The sequence below is a fragment of the uncultured Nonlabens sp. genome (genome assembly GCF_947495285.1).
GTDB lineage: Bacteria > Bacteroidota > Bacteroidia > Flavobacteriales > Flavobacteriaceae > Nonlabens.
In genome coordinates, this window is record NZ_CANLXZ010000009.1 from 32,861 (window position 1) to 52,933 (window position 20,073).

Below are 20,073 nucleotides of genomic sequence, written 5' to 3' on the forward strand. Positions count from 1 at the left end.
TTAGAAATTTTAATTAAAATAATATACAAACAATATTTATAAATATAAACTTATTTTACGATTTAATACCTTAAAAACCAATATTTAACACTTTTTATCTGACACCTTTATTTTACTAGAATTTTTACTAGTACTTTTGCTACTATGAGCGGTATTTATATACATATTCCATTTTGTAAACAGGCCTGTCACTATTGCGACTTCCATTTTAGTACTAATTTAAAGTACAAAAAGGATATTATCGATGCTATTTGTGATGAGTTACGCTTTCGCGAAAGCGAATTTAAAAACACCACTGTGCAAACTATATATTTAGGTGGTGGGACACCTAGTGTACTAGAGGTTACCGAGGTGGATAAAATCTTACAAACCGTTTTTGATTTTTATACAGTTAGTTCAAATCCAGAGATTACTCTTGAGGCAAATCCTGATGATTTAACTAAGGAAAAGATAGTTGCTTTTTCAAACACACGTATCAATAGACTTTCTATAGGAGTTCAAAGCTTTTTTGAAGAAGATCTTAAACTCATGAACAGAGCACACAACGCTACCGAAGCGCAGGAATGTATAGAATTTGCCGTGCCTTATTTCCCTAATATTTCTATAGATCTCATATATGGAATTCCAGGCATGAGCGAGGCTCGGTGGAGAGAAAACCTAAATAAAGCTATAGATTTAAAAGTGCCACACATTTCTAGTTATGCACTTACTGTAGAGGATAATACAGCACTTAAATCATTCATAGAAAAAGGAATGATTAAAAACGTAGATGATGAGGTGGCACAAGAGCATTTTCAAATCTTGCTAGACGTTATGCAACTGCATGGCTTTGAGAACTATGAATTTTCTAATTTCAGTAAACCAGGTTTCTTCTCGCAAAATAATACCGCCTACTGGACAGGAAAAAGCTATATAGGTATAGGTCCTAGTGCACATAGTTTTGATGGTAAAAAACGTGGCTGGAATATCAATAATAACGTCAAATATCTAAAAGCTATTCAGGCTGGAGAGTTACCTATGGAAATAGAAAAACTTACCGTAGTTGATAGATATAATGAGTACATTATGACTGGTTTACGGACTATTTATGGAGTCTCACTACATAAGATAGAAACGGATTTCGGTCCTAATTTTAAAGAATATCTTTTAAAACAAGCTGCCCAATATCTTAAAGATCACTTGCTTTACATTGATGACGATACGTTGCTTGTGACTAGAAAAGGTAAGTTTTTAAGTGATGGTATTGCTAGTGCATTATTTATGGTTAATCTGTCCTAGCTTTGAGTATGTTATGTTCGCAGGTTAATGAAAAAATATAATTAAAACTCTAATTGTCTTCCCGCAAAATTAGGCACGACTATACTCAAGAAATTTAATCTCAAATTTATGTGGGATCTGCTAGAAACTTCTTCGTTAGATTTTATAATATAAGTTAAATCTAAATTTGTGTAGAATCTACTACCTTAGTAATCGACCTTTTAAAAGCCATGCTATGTGCAAATATTTCAGTTTTATCTTTTTCATCACATTCGTTTCTTGTAAGCAAGAAAAACTCACTCGTATTAACTATGAAGAGATGACAGACCTGATATTAGTAAATGATTTTACTATGCCAGACGATGTTGCTTATTATGATAAAAAGGGAAAGCTGCTAACTAAGGCAGAGAAAGATCTTCTATCTGAAGACTTGCCTTATGCTAACTGGTTTATAAATGATCAAAATGTACTTAGAAAAGTCGAGTTTCAAGATCCTAAATTGGCACGTATTGCGCTTAAAAAAGAACCTGTTTTTAAAGATATAAATAAGGTAGACTGTAGTAATTTAAATAGAATTCTAGAACGCATTTACGATAGAGATCAGGAAAATAGAACTGATAACCTAATGGATGAAGAGTTGGATTTAAACAACTTGAATTCTGTAGAGCAAATTCTCGCAAAATGCGGCATGCCTAATGTTGATACAGCTGGAGATAAAGGTATGAGTGCTATCTGGTTAGTGATACAGCATGCTAGTGCAGATAAACGAACTAAATATTTTCCGCAACTGCTAGAAGCTGCAAACAAAGGAGATTTAGAACGTCAGGGTATTGCTTTAATGCAGGATAGAATGCTCATGGATGCTGGTAAGCAGCAATTATACGGCTCTCAAATTACTATGAATGAAGACGGTAATTATGAACTTTATGATTTAAAGGAGCCTAGCAAAGTAGATTCTAGAAGAGCGATTATGGGCTTGGGACCACTATCTGAATATGTTGTTTTTTGGGACTTAGAGTTTAACGTTGCTCAAGAACAATAGTACTATCCTAAAACTGGAAGTAAATAAAAGGTTGTACTTCACTGCTAGCAGTAGCGCTTATCACCCAAATTACTGCTGCAAATAAAATCATTTTACCTACAACTGGTATTTTATGAAAAATGGCTAGTTGTTTATCTTGCCATTGTTGGGGTACAAAGTGCCATAAGAAACCTACAAGTAGAACAATAGCCACGTTTTGATAGCCTGTTAAAACGCTCCACCAGTTTTGTGGATTCCATTCCATCATGCCTATATTAGTAATTACGTTTAAAGCATTATCAAAATCTGACGCCCTGAAGAATATCCAGCAAAACGCCACAAAGTGAAATGTAACTATTCCTGCTATAATTTTTAAAGTATAGTGTTTGTTAGAAATCTTAGGAATGTTAAACGCTTTTTCTACCGCAAGTACGGTTCCATGCATCGCACCCCAAAGAACAAATTTCCAAGATGCTCCATGCCATAATCCGCCCAATAACATGGTCATAAAGAGATTGAAATAGGTGCGTAGTTTTCCTTTGCGATTACCACCCATAGATATGTATAGATAGTCCCGCAGCCAGCCAGAAAGTGATATGTGCCACCTGCGCCAGAATTCGGTCACACTGGTACTTTGATACGGTGTTCTAAAGTTAGCTGGTAGTTCAAATCCCATTAATAGAGCTAGGCCTATCGCAATGTCTGAGTATCCTGAGAAATCACAATAAATTTGTAACGTATATCCATAAACGGCCAGTAGGTTTTCAAATGAGCTATAATTATCTGGAAAATTAAATACACGATCAACAAAATTTACACTTATATAGTCAGAAATCACCGCTTTTTTAAGCAATCCGCCTATGATGAGAAATAGAGCATAGCTCAATTCTTTTTTAGATAGGGCTAATTTTTCATATATCTGTGGTATAAAATCTTTGGCTCTTACTATAGGTCCAGCAACTAGTTGTGGAAAGAAGGAAACAAAAAACATAAAATCCCATACATTTCTCGCTGGTTCTAATTCTCTTCTGTAAATATCTATAGTATAAGACATGGTCTGGAATGTATAGAATGATATTCCTATAGGTAGGAAAATATTTCCAAAACTCAAGTCGCCAGAAAACAAAGCATTGAAATTTTGGGTAAGAAAACCGGTGTATTTAAAGTAAGCTAATAAGCCTAGGTTGATAATACACGAGGTGATAAGTAACCATTTCCGTTTACTTGCATCATTGCTCTTGTAGATAAGATCAGATATATAATAATCTATAAAGGAAGAAAAGATGAGTAATAAGAAGTACATCCCACTACATTTATAATAGAAAAATAATGAAAACGCAATAACATATAAAATACGTGTTCTACGCACATCAGTCATTAAGATATATAGCAAATAGAATCCCAGAAATAAATACAAAAATGCCTCACTGTTAAATAGTAAAGGTTTTTGTGGGTCATAACTGAGCCAGTTCCATATGCTTTCTAATCTGCTCATTTTTTATAACGATCATAAGAGTTGAAAATAGATTCTACTAGCAATTGCGCCTGTAGTTGATAGCCTGGTTTTATAAAATGAATTCTATCGCTAGAGGTTAATTTTGCAGCATACCAGTCAGGCATTGCTGTACTCGTTCTAGAAACAGAGTGTAAATCATAAAACGCCCAAGAGTTCAAGTTTGCAAAAACTCCCATTTCATAAGCATACACCGTTGCGGTAGAATTGATGCGTTTGCGTTTCTTCATGGATGGTGGTGGGCTAGTTAATAAAACACTACCAGTCATGCCTCTTTTAATCATCTCACGATTAAAAATATCCATATCAGATTTGAGTTTTTCTTCTGTATAAGTGTCATAAAAACTCTCATTAGCCCCAAGTGAGATAATTATAAGATCTGGATTTATGGCTGCTAGTTGATCAAAAAACCTAGGAAACTTGTTGTAATCACTAAATTTTGTGCCGTTAACGCCTATCCCGTGAAAATGAACACCACTTTTTCCTGTACTCAGTAAAAGTCCGTCTAGGACGTATTTTGATTCTTTTCTCGCAGCTCGCAAATAAAGTTGCTGTGTCCCTGCAGGTATTTGATAAGTAATACCATCTATAGATGTTAGGTCCTTGAAATTTGTATTAGCACTTACTTTGTTTGTAGACGTAGTGCCAGGTATTTTAAGCGATTGCCCAGCGCGCAAATTCACATTTTTCATCCCATTTGCTCGCTGTATTTTTTTTACTGATGTATGAAACTTTGCAGCTATTTTACCCAAGTAATCACCAGGTTTTACCTTGTAGGTTTTTGTGTTAGTTACTCGTTTAATAAGATTGCTTTGATCGCTTGTACTCAGTTTAAATCGCTCAGGATGTGGTGATGCTATGGTTACCTCTGTAACCGTTTCTATAGATTTATCCAGATCTACTTCCATGATAAAATTACTGTCTGTAGTTTCTAGGTTGATACCACTTAGACCTACATTATCATTTCCTTTACTTTTTACATTGCGCACAGCTGTCCAGTCGCCATTTGCTTTAAACTTAACGTCTATGGCACCATTAGTTCCTGCTACGCGATATGGGAAAACAAAACCACGACCAGCATTACCTAGTTTATTTTGCAGCCCTTGTCTTATAAACTGTGGGAAATAAGGTCCTTGCACATGAGAATCTCCTATTTGTACAACAGTTACTTGACTACGTGTGCCATTTTCTAATTCTTCTACCTTTTTAAAGAAATCATTCAACACCAGCGGATTCTTAATTTCTTGAAAACTGCGGTCTATTAATAATGGATTGATTTGTAAATCTTCCACATTTTGCGCAATTACTGGCAGGGCTAGAATTCCTAACCATAAGAAAAGTAACTGTTTAATCATGTAATGGTATATTTTTCAGACTGTCATTTAAGATGCTCGTTGCCAGACTATCTTCTTTATGTCGTTCTATTTGTAACTGTAATTGTTTTGATCTCGCTTTCGCGAAAGCGGAATAATCTTCCATCAAACTCCCATAAATCATGCGACCTATTTTACGAGAACCCCTAGAGCTGAAATGTGTGAAATCATCATTGGCCAGTTTTTGATCCGTCCATATAGGCATCGTATTAACGCCGCCCATAAGATGAAAAAGACTCATAAAACCAGACTCTGTTTTTGCTGCATAATGTTGCTGCGCACGTAATAATTTCACTACACTAGTATCTGTTTTTATGATGTTTTCAAATTTAGTTCCTTTATCTGCAGTACCTAATATAAGAATGTCTGCATCTGGAAATGCCTGTTGTAAATGGTGAATAACCTTAGTCATTCTGCTAGAGTACCAGTTGTAATTTTTAGATTTGTGAGTTAATACGTTAGCACCGAATTGTAAAATGATGAGGTCATAACTTAATACCTGATCAAATTTTCTCATCTGGCCGATGTTTAAAATACTCAAAGGTAATCCAGAATTACCACGACTAGAAAATCCATCAACGGCAATACCTGTCGCGTCAGAAAAGTCTATCCCATAAATAGGTGTGTTTTGTGCACCAGAAAAGTCCAATTCTATTTTTTTGAGATTTTTACTTGATAGATTTACGGTGTTTAATCCGTTCTTACCTTTTAAAGCTATTGTGTTGAAGGTAGTGTCTTTTTCTTTAGTGACTTTTAAAAGAGTGTTATCTGTTGCTGGACCGTAAAATAGACGTGGAGAATTGAGTCGGTAGGAGTTCTTTATTCCACTAGCTAGATATTTTACACTTGCAGTAGAGTCTACAGGAAAAAAAATAGCGCCGTTTACACCATAAGGCAGGCTGTCTGTTCTTGCTTTCATGTAATTGCGCTGTGTCCAGTTACCGCTAGCATAATGTTTAACAGAATACCGAGATCGAGCACTTTCTGATTTTATGGATACAAAACCTACACCGCTACCTCCAAAACGAGTTTGCAGCGAGCTTCTAAAATCTTGTACGATTAAATCACCATCTATCATGGAATCTCCATAATATGCAATGCGTATTTTCCCTTCTTTGGACTGATCGAGCTCATAAAGTTTTTCAAAAAATCTCTTGAGGTTATTAATTCCCTTATAACTCTTAAGCGCAAGGGGTGATGGAATAGCGATTTTTCCAGTAGAGTCTGTTGGGCGCTCTAAATTGAAGTCAAAATCGTCTACTTTAATTAAGTCAGAATAAGAAACCTGTTGAATCACAGGTGCAGGTATGGAATCTGTTGGGATAGTTCCTAATATAATGGAATCGGTTTTAATAGCTGGAATGACTATAGAGTCTACTACGACGATGGTGGAATCTTCTGCCTGTTCAAATTCTTTCATAGCTCTTAGCATCAAACTATCTACTGCAATGTTGGAGCTGGTAGTGTTTTCTACAAAAAGTTTTGAAGGCAAGTAAGGTTTTGCAAAGTAGAACAGTAATCCACCTGCAGCGATTATAAAAAATGCCGATAAAAATTGTTTATGTTCCTTAAAATCCATGCCGTAATTCAACGCTTTTATAAGGCGTTTTGTTGGGTTGCAAGGTAGTTTTTTAGCTTGGATTTCTAAGCAGGTGATTCTGCTTTGTGTTATTTTCAATTCTGACCTAAAAATCGATAAACGTATAGATTTAGATGTGAAAACTTGATTTTTGGGTGATTATGGATATTAATATTTAGATTTGGAAAAAAATTGATTGATGAAGTATCTGTTCAGTATTGTAATACTATTTAGTTTGTTCTCTTGTTCAAGCGATGATGATATAGTGCTACAAACTCAAGCGATGGGTTTGAAGAAGATTACTTACAGCACAAACAATTATATTCTTTTTGATACACAGGAAAGAATAGACATCATAAACTCGTTGCATCGAACTACGCAATTTAATTATGATGCACAATCTCGAGTTTCTTCTATCTCGGTTACTGAAAATGGAGCCACCCTAGTTCATAATGTAATTTATGACGCAAATGATAAAATACGTTCTATTGGATCTAGAACATTTACATACGACTCTTTGCTAAATCAATATGGAGAAGACAGTACGTATGGTTTTTTTCAAGAGATAACATCTACATATACAGAAACAGAGACTTGGCAACGTCTTTACAGAGGAAATATCGATAACAATTTACTAGATCAATGTGATTATAGTTTGATAACCATAGTAGATGCTAATGGAGTTACTACGGGAAGAGCAGAGGAGTGCTTTTCAGTAGGTAGTTTTTCCTTTTATTTTAATGTAGACAACAATATATCAGTAGGTGAAGAGTTTCCTGAGGTTATAGATTATAGTTCTACTATAAATCCAGCAAATCAATCAGGTAAAAGCAACTTAGATCATCTTTTTGGATTTTTACGGTATCGACCTTTTAGAGATTCTATAAATATTCCAAGCAGCTATCTTTTATTTTCGGCTCATATTCCTGATGCAATCCAGAATGACCCTGGTGGTCCACAGATGAGAAGAAGAATATTTACATATGATAATCAAGGTAGGATAGAAAGTTATTTTACAGAATATTATTATCTTGATACATTAGAAAATACATCAGCACCAGTTCTCTATGAGTATTTTTAATTTTTTATGATCAAAACCCACTCACTAGCAACCTTCTAGCTGCATTTTTACCGCAATTTTGATAGTTGTGATAAGCCATTGCGGCACGTTCCCTAATTTGATCGGCGTTTTCTTTTCTAATCCAGCCCTTGATGGCTGCATCTATTGTATACGCTTCTGGCGCCATAAGATGCGTGGTCCATACGAGTGGTTTTGCTTTTGAAACTTGCAAATGCTGCGTAAAATAATTTTTGCTATAACAAGCCAGAATAATAGTTTCTCTTTTTAGATCGTTTACGGGATCAAAAGCTCCAATTACATCAAATTCCATTAGTCCATTATGACCTATATACCCTAATAATTGAGAATCTCCACCAAAACACAGCATCTGTTCATCAATAGCTATTTGAAAACCGTTGCGGCCAGCACTAGCTTCTAAGAAATCTATAAGTTGTTTGCTGGATGTATTACCATCATAGGCGCCTGCAAGTAAATAGGTGTTTGATTTTTTATGCTTGAAACTAGTTTCCAGTCCTTACTGCGTTTAAAAAATCTCTTGATGCCATAACCTGCGCCTCAATATGAATTATTAAATGCATCTTGACCGTTTCCTATTTTTTCTGGTACAGGCGCGATACCTTGATTCACATTATCGCAAAGTGCTACAAAAATATGGATGGTTTTAATTTTATTTGCATTAGAAAATTGCCACGATCCTAGAATAAATAGGATAAATAGAAGAAAGGTTTTCATAGTTGATAAACGACATAGGATTAGAATTCGTATGAGAAGATGGTTGCAGGTATCGCTTTCGCGAAAGCGAAACAAAAAACAACATTTAATTAACCATTTTTATGAAAGGATAATAAGAAACATCCTACTTATTAAGGGCATCGAGGCTAGAAAACTATTAAGATTGAATCCAAATAAGGTAAAGTTAAAGGGCTTTTATCTATTACGATTGAAATTGATAGATCTGAAAGTTATCTTTGCGTCTAAACTAAAAAATCACACATGAGCGCATTAGTAAAATCATCGCTTGCCAGAAAGTGGGTAATGGCACTTTCAGGATTATTCCTAGTTGTCTTTCTAACACAACACTTTGTCATCAACATCACATCTGTTTTTGCACCAGATTTATTTAATGAATGGTCCCATTTCATGGGTTATAATCCATTAGTACAATTTGTAGCACAACCTATTTTAATAGGTGGATTAATTGTTCACTTTGTAATGGGAATAGTGCTGGACCTTCAAAACAGAAAAGCTCGTCCAGTGAAGTATGCACAGTTTTCTGGTAATTCTAATTCATCATGGGTGTCTCGTAATATGATTATTACTGGTTTAGTTGTGCTAGCATTTTTAGGACTCCATATGTATGACTTTTGGGTTCATGAAATGACGGTAAAGTACATAGACGTGCAGCCAGAAGCGCCAACAAGGTATTACACTGAGTTAAGAGAAAAATTTGTAGACCCTATAAGAGTTGGTTTTTACGTAATTTCTTTTGTTTTGCTTGCGATGCACTTGTGGCATGGTTTCAATAGTTCTTTCCAGTCTGTTGGGGCTAAAGCTGTCAATAAAGGTGATGGATTAAGAAAAGCAACTTATGCATGGTCCGTATTGATCCCTGCTGGGTTCATTTTTATTGCATTGTATCATCACTTTACTCATTAATAATAAGAAGTTATGTCAGTATTAGATTCTAAAGTACCTGAAGGACCACTTGCTGAAAAGTGGGTAAATCATAAAAATCACATTAACCTAGTTAACCCTGCAAATAAGCGTAACATAGATGTTATCGTAGTAGGGACTGGACTAGCAGGTGGAGCTGCAGCTGCAACTCTAGCAGAGCTAGGATATAATGTAAAGACATTTTGTTACAACGATTCTCCACGTCGTGCGCACTCGATTGCTGCACAAGGTGGTATTAACGCTGCAAAGAATTATCAAGGTGATGGAGATTCAAATTTCCGTTTATTCTATGATACTATAAAAGGTGGTGATTATAGATCTCGAGAAGCAAACGTGCACCGTCTGGCTGAGGTTTCTTCTAATATTATCGACCAGTGTGTTGCTCAAGGAGTTCCTTTTGCACGTGAGTATGGTGGGTTGTTAGATAACCGTTCTTTCGGTGGTGTATTAGTTTCTAGAACATTTTATGCAGCTGGACAGACTGGACAGCAGTTATTATTAGGAGCGTATTCTGCCTTAAACAGACAGATTAACCGTGGTAAGGTGCAACCTTTTAACCGTCATGAGATGTTAGATCTTGTAAAGGTAGATGGTAAAGCCCGCGGTATCATTGCTCGTAATTTAGTTACTGGCGAGATAGAAAGACATGGAGCGCATGCTGTAGTAATCGCCTCTGGTGGTTATGGAAATGTGTTTTTTCTTTCTACTAATGCTATGGGTAGTAACGTAATGGCAGCATGGAGAACCCACCGTCGTGGAGCACACTTTGCAAACCCATGTTACACTCAAATTCACCCTACTTGTATTCCGGTAAGTGGTGAGCATCAATCTAAACTGACTCTTATGTCAGAATCACTTAGAAATGATGGTCGAATTTGGGTTCCTAAAAATCTGGAAGACGCAAAAGCTATACGCGAAGGGAAATTAAGAGGTGTTGATCTTAAAGAAGAAGATAGAGATTATTATCTAGAAAGAAGGTATCCAGCCTTTGGTAACTTAGTGCCTCGTGATGTTGCATCACGAGCTGCAAAAGAACGTTGTGACGCTGGTTATGGTGTAAATAAAACTGGTAATGCGGTTTACCTCGATTTTGAAGAGTCGTTCTATCGTTATGGTAAAGTAGAAGCTCTTACTCATGGAAAGAAAGATGCTAGTAAAGAGGAAATGATTGCTTTAGGAAAAAAAGTAATTGAAAAGAAGTACGGTAATCTATTTGATATGTATCAAAACATATCTGATGAAAACCCTTATGAAGTACCTATGAAAATTTTCCCTGCGGTTCATTATACCATGGGAGGTTTATGGGTGGATTATAACTTACAAACTACTGTTCCAGGATGTTTTGCAGCTGGTGAAGCAAACTTTTCTGATCACGGTGCAAACCGTCTAGGAGCTAGTGCATTGATGCAAGGTCTAGCAGACGGTTATTTTGTTCTACCATATACTATAGGTGATTATCTAGCTGACGAGATTAGAACGGGCGCAATCTCTACGGATACTGCTGAGTTTGATCAGGCAGAAAAAGACACTCGCGCTAGAATCGAGAAATTGATGAATGGTTCAGGTCTTCATTCTGTGGACTATTATCATAAAAAGTTAGGTTTAATCATGTGGAATAAATGTGGAATGTCTCGTAATGAAACAGACCTTAAATCTGCAATGGATGAAATAGCTGAACTTAGAGCAGATTTCTGGAAAAACGTAAAGGTTCCTGGAAGTGCAGACACTAAGAATCAAGAACTTGAAAAAGCAGGACGTGTTGCTGATTTCCTTGAATTAGGAGAACTGTTTGCAAAGGATGCTTTAGATAGAAATGAAAGCTGTGGTGGTCACTTCCGTGAAGAGTACCAGACAGAGGAAGGCGAGGCGCTGAGGGATGATGTAAATTATGCTTACGTCTCTGCTTGGGAATATAACGAGAATCCACGTGACGCAAAATTACACAAGGAAGACCTAGTGTTTGAGAACGTAGAATTGAAAACTCGTTCTTATAAATAATTGAATTTTAAATGTTCCGCTTTCGCGAAAGCGAGACAAACTAAATATAAAAAGTATGAAACTTACTTTAAAAATATGGAGACAGGCTAGTCCTGAGGCCAAAGGAAAAATGGTTACTTATCCACTAGATGGTGTGGATGGTGATATGTCTTTCCTTGAAATGATGGATATCTTAAACGAAGAACTGGTTAATAAGGGTGAGGAGCCTGTAGAATTTGACCACGACTGTCGTGAAGGTATCTGTGGATCTTGTAACATGATGATTAATGGACAACCTCATGGACCGCAAAAACTGACTACAACATGTCAGTTGCACATGAGAAAATTTAATGATGGCGACACCATTACCATTGAGCCGTGGAGAGCTGCTGCTTTTCCTGTTATAAAGGATTTAATTGTAGATCGTTCTTCTTTTGATAGAATACAGCAAGCTGGTGCTTATGTGTCTGTAAATACCTCTGGTAATACTCAAGATGCTAATTCTATTCCTATTGAAAAAGCAAAGGCTGACGAGGCATTCCACTCAGCTACTTGTATAGGCTGTGGAGCGTGTGTTGCTGCATGTAAAAATGCTAGTGCTATGTTGTTTACTAGTGCAAAGGTATCTCAGTATGCATTATTACCGCAAGGTGAGGTAGAGGCCACGGATCGTGTTATGAATATGGTACGTCAGATGGATATGGAAGGCTTCGGTAACTGTACTAATACTGGAGCATGTATGATTGAGTGTCCTAAGGGAATTAAGCTAGAAAACATCGCTAGAATGAACCGTGAGTATCTTAAAGCAGAAACGTTAGGATAAATCTAAGGTTCATTACTACCTAAATTTTAAAGGATTCAAGAGCGGTAACGTTTTTGAATCTTTTTTTGTTTCAAATTTAATTATGATTGATTTTTTAATTCTGATCCTTTATTGCCTTAAGGATGTAATCGCTTTTTAAGCGTGTTTAAGAATCAATTGACTGCCGGTGACCGACTACTAGTGTTGTTAGCTTACTTAGTTATTTATGATATCTAGACGTATCGATACGTGCTATGTAGCTATATTTTTAGTTTGGTTTTTTGTTGTTATAGTTATGTAACGAGGGTTTGTTTATTTTATAACCTAATTAATACCAATTATCTAGGTCTGTTTTGGTCAGTTTAGTTGGACACACTCTATTTTTGGGTTTTATATCTATGATGTGAGTTTGTTGTCTTACGGTTTAAATAGTTATGGATTATCATGAAATGATGCCATACCAAGAGGTTAGTCTATGCATCTCCTATAGTAAAACCATTTATAATTGTACTCTCAATAGATTATGTACATCTTTTTGCACCGATTAAGCCATTTTTATGTGCTTCTCTGTTCTTCTCAATGACTCTTAGTTCTATACCTTCTTTGTTAGTTCTTGATTTTTAGTCCAATAACATACTTGATAGGCAAACCTATTTTCCCACAGAAACCACAGATGAAAATTATAATCTCTTGTTGTTCGTGCGGTATCAGTCGATGACCTATGTGTTTATTCTTTTCTGCAAAATGTCGACAGGCGTATCCTATAGGATCACTTTATTGTCGGCTCTTAAGGAAATATGTTCTGCCTCAGCGTTCTGTTTACATTCAAATTTCTAATGCCTCCATCTGTAAATTGTATTATTTAGATTTATTAGATAGGTTGTATTAAATTATGTCTCCTCGATTTATGTTGCAATTATTTAGCTTATTGGTGTAAAGTTGAGTCTGCTTTAATGTCATATTCGTCCCAAGCTTTAGTTCTTGAATGGAACCCTTGCTATCTTCACATAGAACATAAGATTTAAAAAAATGTGTATAGTTATTTGGGATTATCCTGAAATACCTTGCCTTTTCATTACGTTTTTGTTTGTGTATGATTATTCTAGGACGCGATAGTTGATAAAACTAAAAAGCTCTTGTACATTTATGTACAAGAGCTTTTTTAAAACCGAATTAAGATAACTGGTATACGTATATTATCTTGAGTATAGAGAGCCAGCTATTTTTTGAATTGTGCCGTTTGCTACATGAAGTATACCTTCCTGGTCACCTATTAAGTTAACCGTATGTAGGGATAACCCATTATTCACAGTTAGTGAGACGCTTCCATCATTATTAATACGGCTAGTCGCTGTACGTAATCTAGTAACTACTTCTTCATTATTTTCTAGTTGTCCTACATAATGAGTTCCTGTTTCAGAAACATGAGAGTCAACAAAATCTCCGAATCTGTCTCCTACAGGAGCGCTAATAAAGTCTGCCTCAAAGGCTAGAGCAGCTTCAATTACTTCTGGTCTCGGTAAAAATACGGTAAGCGGTGTGTTAGAGCTTTCTACTATTCTTTGATCACATAAGGATATTATTTCTTCACTTTCAGGACTTTGTGCTATTACGTCTCTCATTGTATTGAAAGATTCATAAGAAACCAATAAAGACTGTAATGTAGACGGTTCAATGATATTATTTACTATTGTTGCATTACCGTTACTAAATGACATGGTTTCATTCATTACATCTACACCGTTTAAAGTAGTGGTATTACCCTGGTGTTTTACTACTGCTGCGATATTATTATCGCTGTTAAACAATTGCGTGGCTCTGGTAGTAATGATTACTTCTGGCTCTGTTCTTTGTGATCTTATATCAATATCGCTATTCATTATATGATTAAGCAATACTTGCTTTAGGTAGTTAGATGGGATATCTTCAATAGATTGGTAATTATTCTCTTGTAAAAAAGCATTAAATGCACTGTTGTCCGGTAAAAACACATAAGAAAGCTCACTAGAATCTAACGTAGTTAAAAGGTCTACTTGTTCTAATGCTGTGGCTAGGTTGGTGAGGTTGTTTTGCGATTTAACATAATCAGCAATAGTCCCTTCGGTAGGGTCTATGTATAAATCTTCGTTAGTTATTTCGTCCTTTTCACAAGACACAATAATAGAAATGAGACAAAACAAAAGCAGGCTACGTAGTAAGTAAAAATTCTTCATGATTTTCGGTTTATTCGTTTATCGGTACAAATATCACGTTAATCTGTGTAAAATCCCTATAGTCAACCATAAATAATTCATGATAAACGAGTATTATTGTATTGCATCGATATTAATATCTCTTCTCACAAAGATTAAATACCTGAAAAACAACATAATAGAGGTGTGTAATTTTATTTTAGTATTTTTATATTTATTAAAAATAAAAATGCTTTTTATCGATGTTATTTACTTTACTTATCTTTTTTATAGCTTATAATGTATATGTTTACAGATGGTTATGTATTTATATCTAAATCTTAAACATTTAGGTGTATTCTTGTGGAGACTGTTTTCAACTTATAAAAATTACCTAAGGTTAAAATTATGTGTTGGTTTAGGTTATTAGTATCTTTCAAGGGTACTTTTTTTATGATACGTTATTATTAAAGGAATTGTATTTATTGTATGGATTCCATCAGTTTTATTTTTTCATTTTGTAATACAATTGTTGTAATTTCCCTTCATGATATCAAAATTACCCAACGTTACAGACTCCATTTTCACAACAATGAGTAGGCTGTCGCAAGAACATGATGCTATTAATCTTGCCCAAGGTTTTCCCAACTTTTCTGTAGACACCATACTGAAGGATTTACATATTAAAGCTATTCAAGATGATAAGAATCAGTACGCACCCATGGCTGGATTATTTTCATTACGTGCTGCGATTTCTAATATGACACAGCAACAGCATGAAGCGTTTTACAATCCAGAAAATGAAATTTGCCTTACTGCAGGTGCTACACAAGCTATTTATTGCGCGATACAAACAGTGGTACATCCAGGTGATGAGGTGATTGTTTTCACACCTGCCTATGACTGCTATGAACCGGCGATTCAACTAGCTGGTGGTAAAATAATAAGTGTTGCTATGGGTTTACCTGACTTCTCTATAGACTGGCAAGAAGTAAAGGATAAAATTACGTCACGTACAAAAATGATCATGATTAACTCACCGCATAATCCTAGTGGTAATATGTTGAGTCATCAGGACATGTTAGTTATACAAGAAATTGTAGTAGAACACAATTTAGTATTATTAAGTGACGAGGTGTATGAACATATTATTTATGAAGGTAGAGAGCATTACAGTGCAGCTAGATATCAAGGTTTGCGAGAACGTAGTTTTATAACAGGCAGTTTTGGTAAAACATTTCACATTACTGGATGGAAAATTGGATATTGCCTCGCACCGCTGCATCTCATGAAAGAATTTTATAAAATACATCAATACATGGTCTTCTGTGTGAGTCACCCTGGTCAAGATGCCATTGCAAATTACCTTCAAAAAGCACAGCGCTATTTAGATCTAGGTAAATTTTATCAACGCAAGCGAGATCTATTCCTTAACTCAATTAAAGAAAGTAAGTTTACCTTTACACCAGCCCAAGGTTCTTATTTCCAATTATTAAATTATAGCGCCATAACTGACGAAGGTGATTTTAACTTTGCAAAACGACTTACCATAGAACATAAAATAGCAAGTATTCCTATCTCTGTTTTTATGAAAGGTGAAGATCCTAAAATGTTAAGATTTTGTTTTGCAAAGAAAGACGAAGAAATCATTGCTGCTGCAAAAATATTGAATAGCTTGTAAAAATTACTGAATGAAAACCACTTGTCTTATAAAAATTAAACCATTATGAAATACTTGATTATCTGTTTAGGGATTGCTTTGAGCTCTTGTAGTTCTCAAAAAATAAATAAAAATATGGCTACATCAGATTTTAAAACAGAATTAGAACCTCATTTTCAGATCTGGTCTGCTGGTGCTCCAGGCTCTCGTAGTGGTGTATCGCTTTATTTTCCTGCCTCGATTCTAGAGGGTAACGAGTTTGTAGCAGCATACTTCCGTGGTATGGAGAAAAAAACGGCCAGTTTTACTTCTAATAATAAAAAAATGTTAGTTACTCGTTTTGATTTACCACGCATAGATAGAGAAATGTCTCTGGATCCTAAAAAGGAATACGGGAATAAGTCACCATATCTAGAAAACGTACCTTTTCAATTAAATAATGATCAGGCGGTTATCGCTTTTTTAAAAAATGGAAAAACCATGTATGTAAAACTAGATGGAATAGATCAAAAAGAAACCATGGCTTATCCTAGTGCTCCACCTCAAAGTAATAGAAATTAAATAGAAAATATACTGTTCACTCATAATCAGAAAGGGTTCACTCATGGTAACTAACTATTTTTGAGTCCTTTCTTTCTATAGGTTTGTCAAAACATTTTAATTTTAAACAATCTAGTTATAGTTGAGGCTCTTGTTTTTGAGTTCCGCTTTCGCGAAAGCGCAAGTAAAACAAATCTCAAATAATATAAGTGGCCATATCAATGTCATTGGGTCCAAGCAAAGAATAGAGGTAAAAGATATATGAAAATAATCCTACCTTTGAAATTCAATTAATCCACGTTTTTTGACTTCCATAAAAAACCTTTTTAAGAATACTTTTATATACGGTCTCGCGACAGTTTTACCGCGATTGCTTACTGTGTTGTTGACTAATTTGCTTACGTCCTATTTACCTAGCCCAATTGAATTTGGAGAAGCAAATCTCATCTTTACCTATATTATTTTTGCAAATGTGATCCTTACCTATGGAATGGAAACAGCGTTTTTTAGATTTTATAATGACGCATCTACTAAGGCAAAGACCTTAAGTACTGCTCTTATCTCTTTATTAATAACAACATTAGTTTTTGGAAGTGTCGCTTATTTGTGTAGAGATCTCATTGCTGCAGTAACAGAGCTCTCTGCGTCCTACTGGAAATGGGTTATAGGTGTAATTGTTTTTGACACTTTAATGGTGATTCCATTTGCCTACATGCGTGCTCAAGGAAAGTCTACAAATTATGCCTTAATAAAGTTGTTTAACGTAGTGATTACAGTAGGAATGACATATTTGTTCTTTACGATTTTACAATACGCTCCAGCAATTGAAAAAGTTTTACCTACAGATAAAATAGAACTATTCTTTATTGCTTTTCTCTCTGCTAGTGTTTTGACATTTTTAATTGTAATTAAACCTTATTTTCTAAAATGGCAATTTGATAAAACGTTATGTAAAAAAATGCTGTTTTATGGTTGGCCTATTTTGTTGGCTGGTTTAGCTTTTGCAATCAATGAATCGATAGATCGAGTACTGTTGCAATATATACTACCATATGATGCCGCAGAAAATAAGGCGATAGTAGGAGTTTATTCAGCTGGTTACAAACTTGCAGTAGGAATGACATTATATGCACAAGCATTTAGACTAGGAGTAGAGCCTTTCTTTTTTAGCCAGTCTGGCGATAAAAATGCAACACAACAATATGCTTTGATAACTAAGGCATTTGTAGCCCTAGGATCGGTAGCTCTAGTTGCCTATGTAGTTCTAGTAGATTTTATACGTCCATTTATAGTAGATAAAGGTTTTGAAACCGCCATGGAAGTAGTGCCATTGATTTTAATCGCTTATTTCTTCTCTGGTGTCTATCAAACGCTATCGGTGTGGTATAAAATCCAAGATAAAACCAGGTATGGTGCTTACATTTCTATTGCTGCAGCGATTCTTACTATTGTAGTAAACGTACTTCTGATTCCGCATATAGGATATATGGCAAGTGCTTATGCTACTTGTGCAGCTTATGGAGTAATGATGGTGATTTCTTACTTGATAGGTAGAAAACACCTCGCTGTTCCTTACGATCTCAAAAATATTCTGCTATATTTATGCCTTTCTATTTCATTATCATTAGTTTTCTTTTACTATATAAGAAGTGAATTAGGTATAGAAACGTGGCAAACCTACCTAACAGGAGTGTTAATGACTCTTATTGTATTAGGTGTAGTTTGCTTGCGCGAAAAAGAAATTATCAATAAAATCCTCAGAAGAAAATGACCATCAAGATTATAAATAAATCATCGCACGCTTTACCTCATTATGAAACTGAAGCAAGTGCAGGAATGGACTTAAGAGCAAATCTAGAAACAGCAGTGACATTACAACCACTAGAAAGAGCGATCATAAAAACAGGATTATTTATTGAATTACCTATAGGGACTGAGGCGCAAGTAAGACCTAGAAGTGGTCTAGCAGCAAAAAAAGGAGTAACTGTCCTTAATGCGCCAGGAACTATAGATGCAGATTATCGTGGCGAGATAGGTGTGATTCTTGTAAATTTATCTAGCGAGCCATTCACAGTTGAGAACGGTGAGCGCATCGCACAACTAGTTATCGCAAAGCATGAGCGTGCCGACTGGCAACAAGTAGAAGAATTAAGTTCTACAGAACGTGGAGAAGGTGGTTTTGGGAGTACTGGATTGAAGTAAGTCTAAAATTCCTGCACAGGGCAATAATTTTAACTCATTTAATAAAGTTGGATCTATGAAAAGTTTAATTTTAGTAAGTTGTTTCTTTATCTCAATCTTCAGTTTTTCTCAAATCGAGAATAAGAATGCTGTAATGTCTAAGGTTATTTGTGAATGCTTAGAGAATGCAGAAAAGGAAGGTACTCTGAAAGATAATTTTGAAAAAACATATAAGGAATGTCAGAAAGGAGCTGTTTTTGCTGGTGCCTTATCTCAAATTACAAAAGATAGAGACACTACGCTGACACTTAATCCCAACGCTTCTCTAGATACCATTGATCAATCAGATATGGAGGCAACGTTAGAATTACTTTCCAATGAGTGTGATCTTTACAATAAGTATAATGCAGCAGCTGTTTCTGTAGAAAATATGCTGCCAGACGTTACCGATATCGCTTGTGACTGTATAAGTGAGGTTTCTACTAGTATTTCTCAAGCAGATAAAAACACAGCTATAAAGCAATGTACTACTGAGGCTATAGTTAGTAGCAATTCTATTCAAGAATTAAAACTAGGTACAGTAGAAAAAATGAGATCTTTCTTGAAGTTGGTTTCAAATAATTTAGTTGAAAATTGTCCCGCAGTAGAGCGATTGGTTTTTTCTAACGATGAAGAAAAGTTAAACTCATATTCCACAAATGAGAAAGCCATGGAATTCTATTTAGATGGGATAGATTATATGGAGGCTGAAAAATATAATAAGGCCATTAAGTTGTATGAAAAAGCGGTTAAATTAGATCCTAAGTTTGTTTTTGCATGGGATAATTTGGGTAGATCTTACAGGCAGATTAATAAATTTGACAAAGCTATTAAGGCATATGAAAAATCTTATGAGGTAGATTCTTTAAATCCTACGTCTATAATGAATATGGCGGTAGCTTATAATTATAAAAAAGATTTTAAAAGTGCTGCGTTTTGGTATGAAAAACTAATTGAGGTAAATCCTAAAGATCCTGAGGGGCATTATGGACTTGCACTCACTTATATGAATCAACAATTGATAGAAGATTCTTTAAAAAAGGCTATCGACGCTAGGCAATTGTATTTAGATTCCAACTCACCTTATTCTGCAGATGCTGAAAAAATGATAGGCTTCTTATATCGTATGTTTGTAAAAGAGAATAAAGAAGATCTTTTTAATAAGATTTGTACTGATAATAACTTAAATATTAAACTAGACTAAC

The 20,073-nt window shown here is 35.2% G+C and carries 17 protein-coding genes; 11 read left to right on the forward strand and 6 right to left on the reverse strand.

The window, feature by feature from the left end:
- Nucleotides 1-144: 144 nt before the first annotated feature.
- The gene (gene hemW / locus Q0838_RS05215) at nt 145-1,278 is read left to right on the forward strand and encodes a radical SAM family heme chaperone HemW (protein WP_298952090.1); all 1,134 of its coding nucleotides are present in this window, start codon (nt 145-147) and stop codon (nt 1,276-1,278) included.
- 298 nt (nt 1,279-1,576) lie between these two features.
- Entirely contained in the window at nt 1,577-2,299 is a 723-nt protein-coding gene (locus Q0838_RS05220) for a DUF6624 domain-containing protein (protein ID WP_298952092.1), read from the forward strand.
- Between the two features lie 7 nt (nt 2,300-2,306).
- On the opposite strand, the gene Q0838_RS05225 is transcribed toward Q0838_RS05220, so the two are convergent.
- The 3 genes from Q0838_RS05225 to Q0838_RS05235 are packed head-to-tail and all read right to left on the reverse strand — an operon-like array spanning nt 2,307 to nt 6,743.
- The gene (locus Q0838_RS05225) at nt 2,307-3,773 is read right to left on the reverse strand and encodes an MBOAT family O-acyltransferase (RefSeq protein ID WP_298952094.1); all 1,467 of its coding nucleotides are present in this window, start codon (nt 3,771-3,773) and stop codon (nt 2,307-2,309) included.
- The gene (locus Q0838_RS05230) at nt 3,770-5,146 is read right to left on the reverse strand and encodes a LysM peptidoglycan-binding domain-containing protein (RefSeq protein WP_298952096.1); all 1,377 of its coding nucleotides are present in this window, start codon (nt 5,144-5,146) and stop codon (nt 3,770-3,772) included. Before Q0838_RS05230 ends, Q0838_RS05225 begins: the two co-directional genes overlap by 4 nt.
- Entirely contained in the window at nt 5,139-6,743 is a 1,605-nt protein-coding gene (locus Q0838_RS05235; RefSeq protein WP_298952098.1) for a hypothetical protein, read from the reverse strand. Before Q0838_RS05235 ends, Q0838_RS05230 begins: the two co-directional genes overlap by 8 nt.
- Before the next feature lie 199 nt (nt 6,744-6,942).
- Between Q0838_RS05235 and Q0838_RS05240 the strand changes: the two genes are divergently transcribed.
- Nucleotides 6,943-7,824, forward strand: coding sequence for a hypothetical protein (locus tag Q0838_RS05240; RefSeq protein WP_298952100.1), 882 nt, complete (start codon nt 6,943-6,945; stop codon nt 7,822-7,824).
- A 10-nt stretch (nt 7,825-7,834) separates the two neighbouring features.
- Here the strand turns inward: Q0838_RS05240 and Q0838_RS05245 are convergent, their stop codons facing one another.
- Nucleotides 7,835-8,191, reverse strand: coding sequence for a hypothetical protein (locus tag Q0838_RS05245; protein WP_298952102.1), 357 nt, complete (start codon nt 8,189-8,191; stop codon nt 7,835-7,837).
- Nucleotides 8,192-8,379: 188 nt separating this feature from the next.
- Complete coding sequence (locus tag Q0838_RS05250; RefSeq protein ID WP_298952106.1) at nt 8,380-8,556, reverse strand: hypothetical protein; 177 nt, start codon at nt 8,554-8,556, stop codon at nt 8,380-8,382.
- A 261-nt stretch (nt 8,557-8,817) separates the two neighbouring features.
- On the opposite strand from Q0838_RS05250, the gene Q0838_RS05255 reads away from it, so the two are divergent.
- Genes Q0838_RS05255 through Q0838_RS05265 form a run of 3 tightly spaced genes read left to right on the forward strand, consistent with a single transcriptional unit; the run spans nt 8,818 to nt 12,298 of the window.
- Nucleotides 8,818-9,480 (forward strand): succinate dehydrogenase cytochrome b subunit, encoded by a 663-nt coding sequence (locus tag Q0838_RS05255; protein ID WP_298952108.1) that lies wholly within the window; start codon nt 8,818-8,820, stop codon nt 9,478-9,480.
- A 12-nt stretch (nt 9,481-9,492) separates the two neighbouring features.
- Nucleotides 9,493-11,496 carry a fumarate reductase/succinate dehydrogenase flavoprotein subunit gene (locus Q0838_RS05260; RefSeq protein WP_298952110.1) on the forward strand — a complete coding sequence of 668 codons (2,004 nt, stop codon included), beginning with the start codon at nt 9,493-9,495 and terminating at the stop codon, nt 11,494-11,496.
- A 55-nt stretch (nt 11,497-11,551) separates the two neighbouring features.
- On the forward strand, nt 11,552-12,298 hold the full coding sequence (locus tag Q0838_RS05265; protein WP_298952112.1) for a succinate dehydrogenase/fumarate reductase iron-sulfur subunit: 747 nt from the start codon (nt 11,552-11,554) through the stop codon (nt 12,296-12,298).
- Between the two features lie 1,175 nt (nt 12,299-13,473).
- On the opposite strand, the gene Q0838_RS05270 is transcribed toward Q0838_RS05265, so the two are convergent.
- Nucleotides 13,474-14,490 (reverse strand): fasciclin domain-containing protein, encoded by a 1,017-nt coding sequence (locus tag Q0838_RS05270; RefSeq protein ID WP_298952114.1) that lies wholly within the window; start codon nt 14,488-14,490, stop codon nt 13,474-13,476.
- 505 nt (nt 14,491-14,995) lie between these two features.
- Between Q0838_RS05270 and Q0838_RS05275 the strand changes: the two genes are divergently transcribed.
- From Q0838_RS05275 to Q0838_RS05295, 5 genes are all read left to right on the forward strand, one after another.
- Nucleotides 14,996-16,129: a methionine aminotransferase gene (locus tag Q0838_RS05275; RefSeq protein ID WP_298952116.1), complete on the forward strand. Its 1,134-nt coding sequence runs from the start codon at nt 14,996-14,998 to the stop codon at nt 16,127-16,129.
- Between the two features lie 45 nt (nt 16,130-16,174).
- Nucleotides 16,175-16,669, forward strand: a complete 495-nt coding sequence (locus Q0838_RS05280; protein ID WP_298952117.1) for a hypothetical protein — start codon at nt 16,175-16,177, stop codon at nt 16,667-16,669.
- Nucleotides 16,670-16,952: 283 nt separating this feature from the next.
- A complete protein-coding gene (locus Q0838_RS05285) occupies nt 16,953-18,419 on the forward strand; it encodes a polysaccharide biosynthesis C-terminal domain-containing protein (protein WP_298952119.1) in 1,467 nt (488 codons plus the stop codon).
- Nucleotides 18,416-18,850, forward strand: coding sequence for a dUTP diphosphatase (gene dut, locus Q0838_RS05290; protein WP_298952121.1), 435 nt, complete (start codon nt 18,416-18,418; stop codon nt 18,848-18,850). Before Q0838_RS05285 ends, dut begins: the two co-directional genes overlap by 4 nt.
- Nucleotides 18,851-18,905: 55 nt before the next feature.
- Nucleotides 18,906-20,072, forward strand: coding sequence for a tetratricopeptide repeat protein (locus Q0838_RS05295; protein WP_298952123.1), 1,167 nt, complete (start codon nt 18,906-18,908; stop codon nt 20,070-20,072).
- The last annotated feature ends 1 nt before the right edge of the window (nt 20,073 follow it).

What these genes read in the sequence shown, in the direction of transcription:
- Q0838_RS05275 (WP_298952116.1), top strand. Translation starts at nt 14,996, where the DNA reads ATGATATCAAAATTACCCAACGTTACAGACTCCATTTTCACAACAATG.
- dut (WP_298952121.1), top strand. Translation starts at nt 18,416, where the DNA reads ATGACCATCAAGATTATAAATAAATCATCGCACGCTTTACCTCATTAT.
- Q0838_RS05255 (WP_298952108.1), top strand. Translation starts at nt 8,818, where the DNA reads ATGAGCGCATTAGTAAAATCATCGCTTGCCAGAAAGTGGGTAATGGCA.
- Q0838_RS05260 (WP_298952110.1), top strand. Translation starts at nt 9,493, where the DNA reads ATGTCAGTATTAGATTCTAAAGTACCTGAAGGACCACTTGCTGAAAAG.
- Q0838_RS05295 (WP_298952123.1), top strand. Translation starts at nt 18,906, where the DNA reads ATGAAAAGTTTAATTTTAGTAAGTTGTTTCTTTATCTCAATCTTCAGT.
- Q0838_RS05265 (WP_298952112.1), top strand. Translation starts at nt 11,552, where the DNA reads ATGAAACTTACTTTAAAAATATGGAGACAGGCTAGTCCTGAGGCCAAA.
- Q0838_RS05220 (WP_298952092.1), top strand. Translation starts at nt 1,577, where the DNA reads ATGACAGACCTGATATTAGTAAATGATTTTACTATGCCAGACGATGTT.
- Q0838_RS05225 (WP_298952094.1), bottom strand. Translation starts at nt 3,773, where the DNA reads ATGAGCAGATTAGAAAGCATATGGAACTGGCTCAGTTATGACCCACAA.
- Q0838_RS05230 (WP_298952096.1), bottom strand. Translation starts at nt 5,146, where the DNA reads ATGATTAAACAGTTACTTTTCTTATGGTTAGGAATTCTAGCCCTGCCA.
- hemW (WP_298952090.1), top strand. Translation starts at nt 145, where the DNA reads ATGAGCGGTATTTATATACATATTCCATTTTGTAAACAGGCCTGTCAC.
- Q0838_RS05250 (WP_298952106.1), bottom strand. Translation starts at nt 8,556, where the DNA reads ATGAAAACCTTTCTTCTATTTATCCTATTTATTCTAGGATCGTGGCAA.
- Q0838_RS05280 (WP_298952117.1), top strand. Translation starts at nt 16,175, where the DNA reads ATGAAATACTTGATTATCTGTTTAGGGATTGCTTTGAGCTCTTGTAGT.
- Q0838_RS05245 (WP_298952102.1), bottom strand. Translation starts at nt 8,191, where the DNA reads ATGCTGTGTTTTGGTGGAGATTCTCAATTATTAGGGTATATAGGTCAT.
- Q0838_RS05235 (WP_298952098.1), bottom strand. Translation starts at nt 6,743, where the DNA reads ATGGATTTTAAGGAACATAAACAATTTTTATCGGCATTTTTTATAATC.
- Q0838_RS05240 (WP_298952100.1), top strand. Translation starts at nt 6,943, where the DNA reads ATGAAGTATCTGTTCAGTATTGTAATACTATTTAGTTTGTTCTCTTGT.
- Q0838_RS05270 (WP_298952114.1), bottom strand. Translation starts at nt 14,490, where the DNA reads ATGAAGAATTTTTACTTACTACGTAGCCTGCTTTTGTTTTGTCTCATT.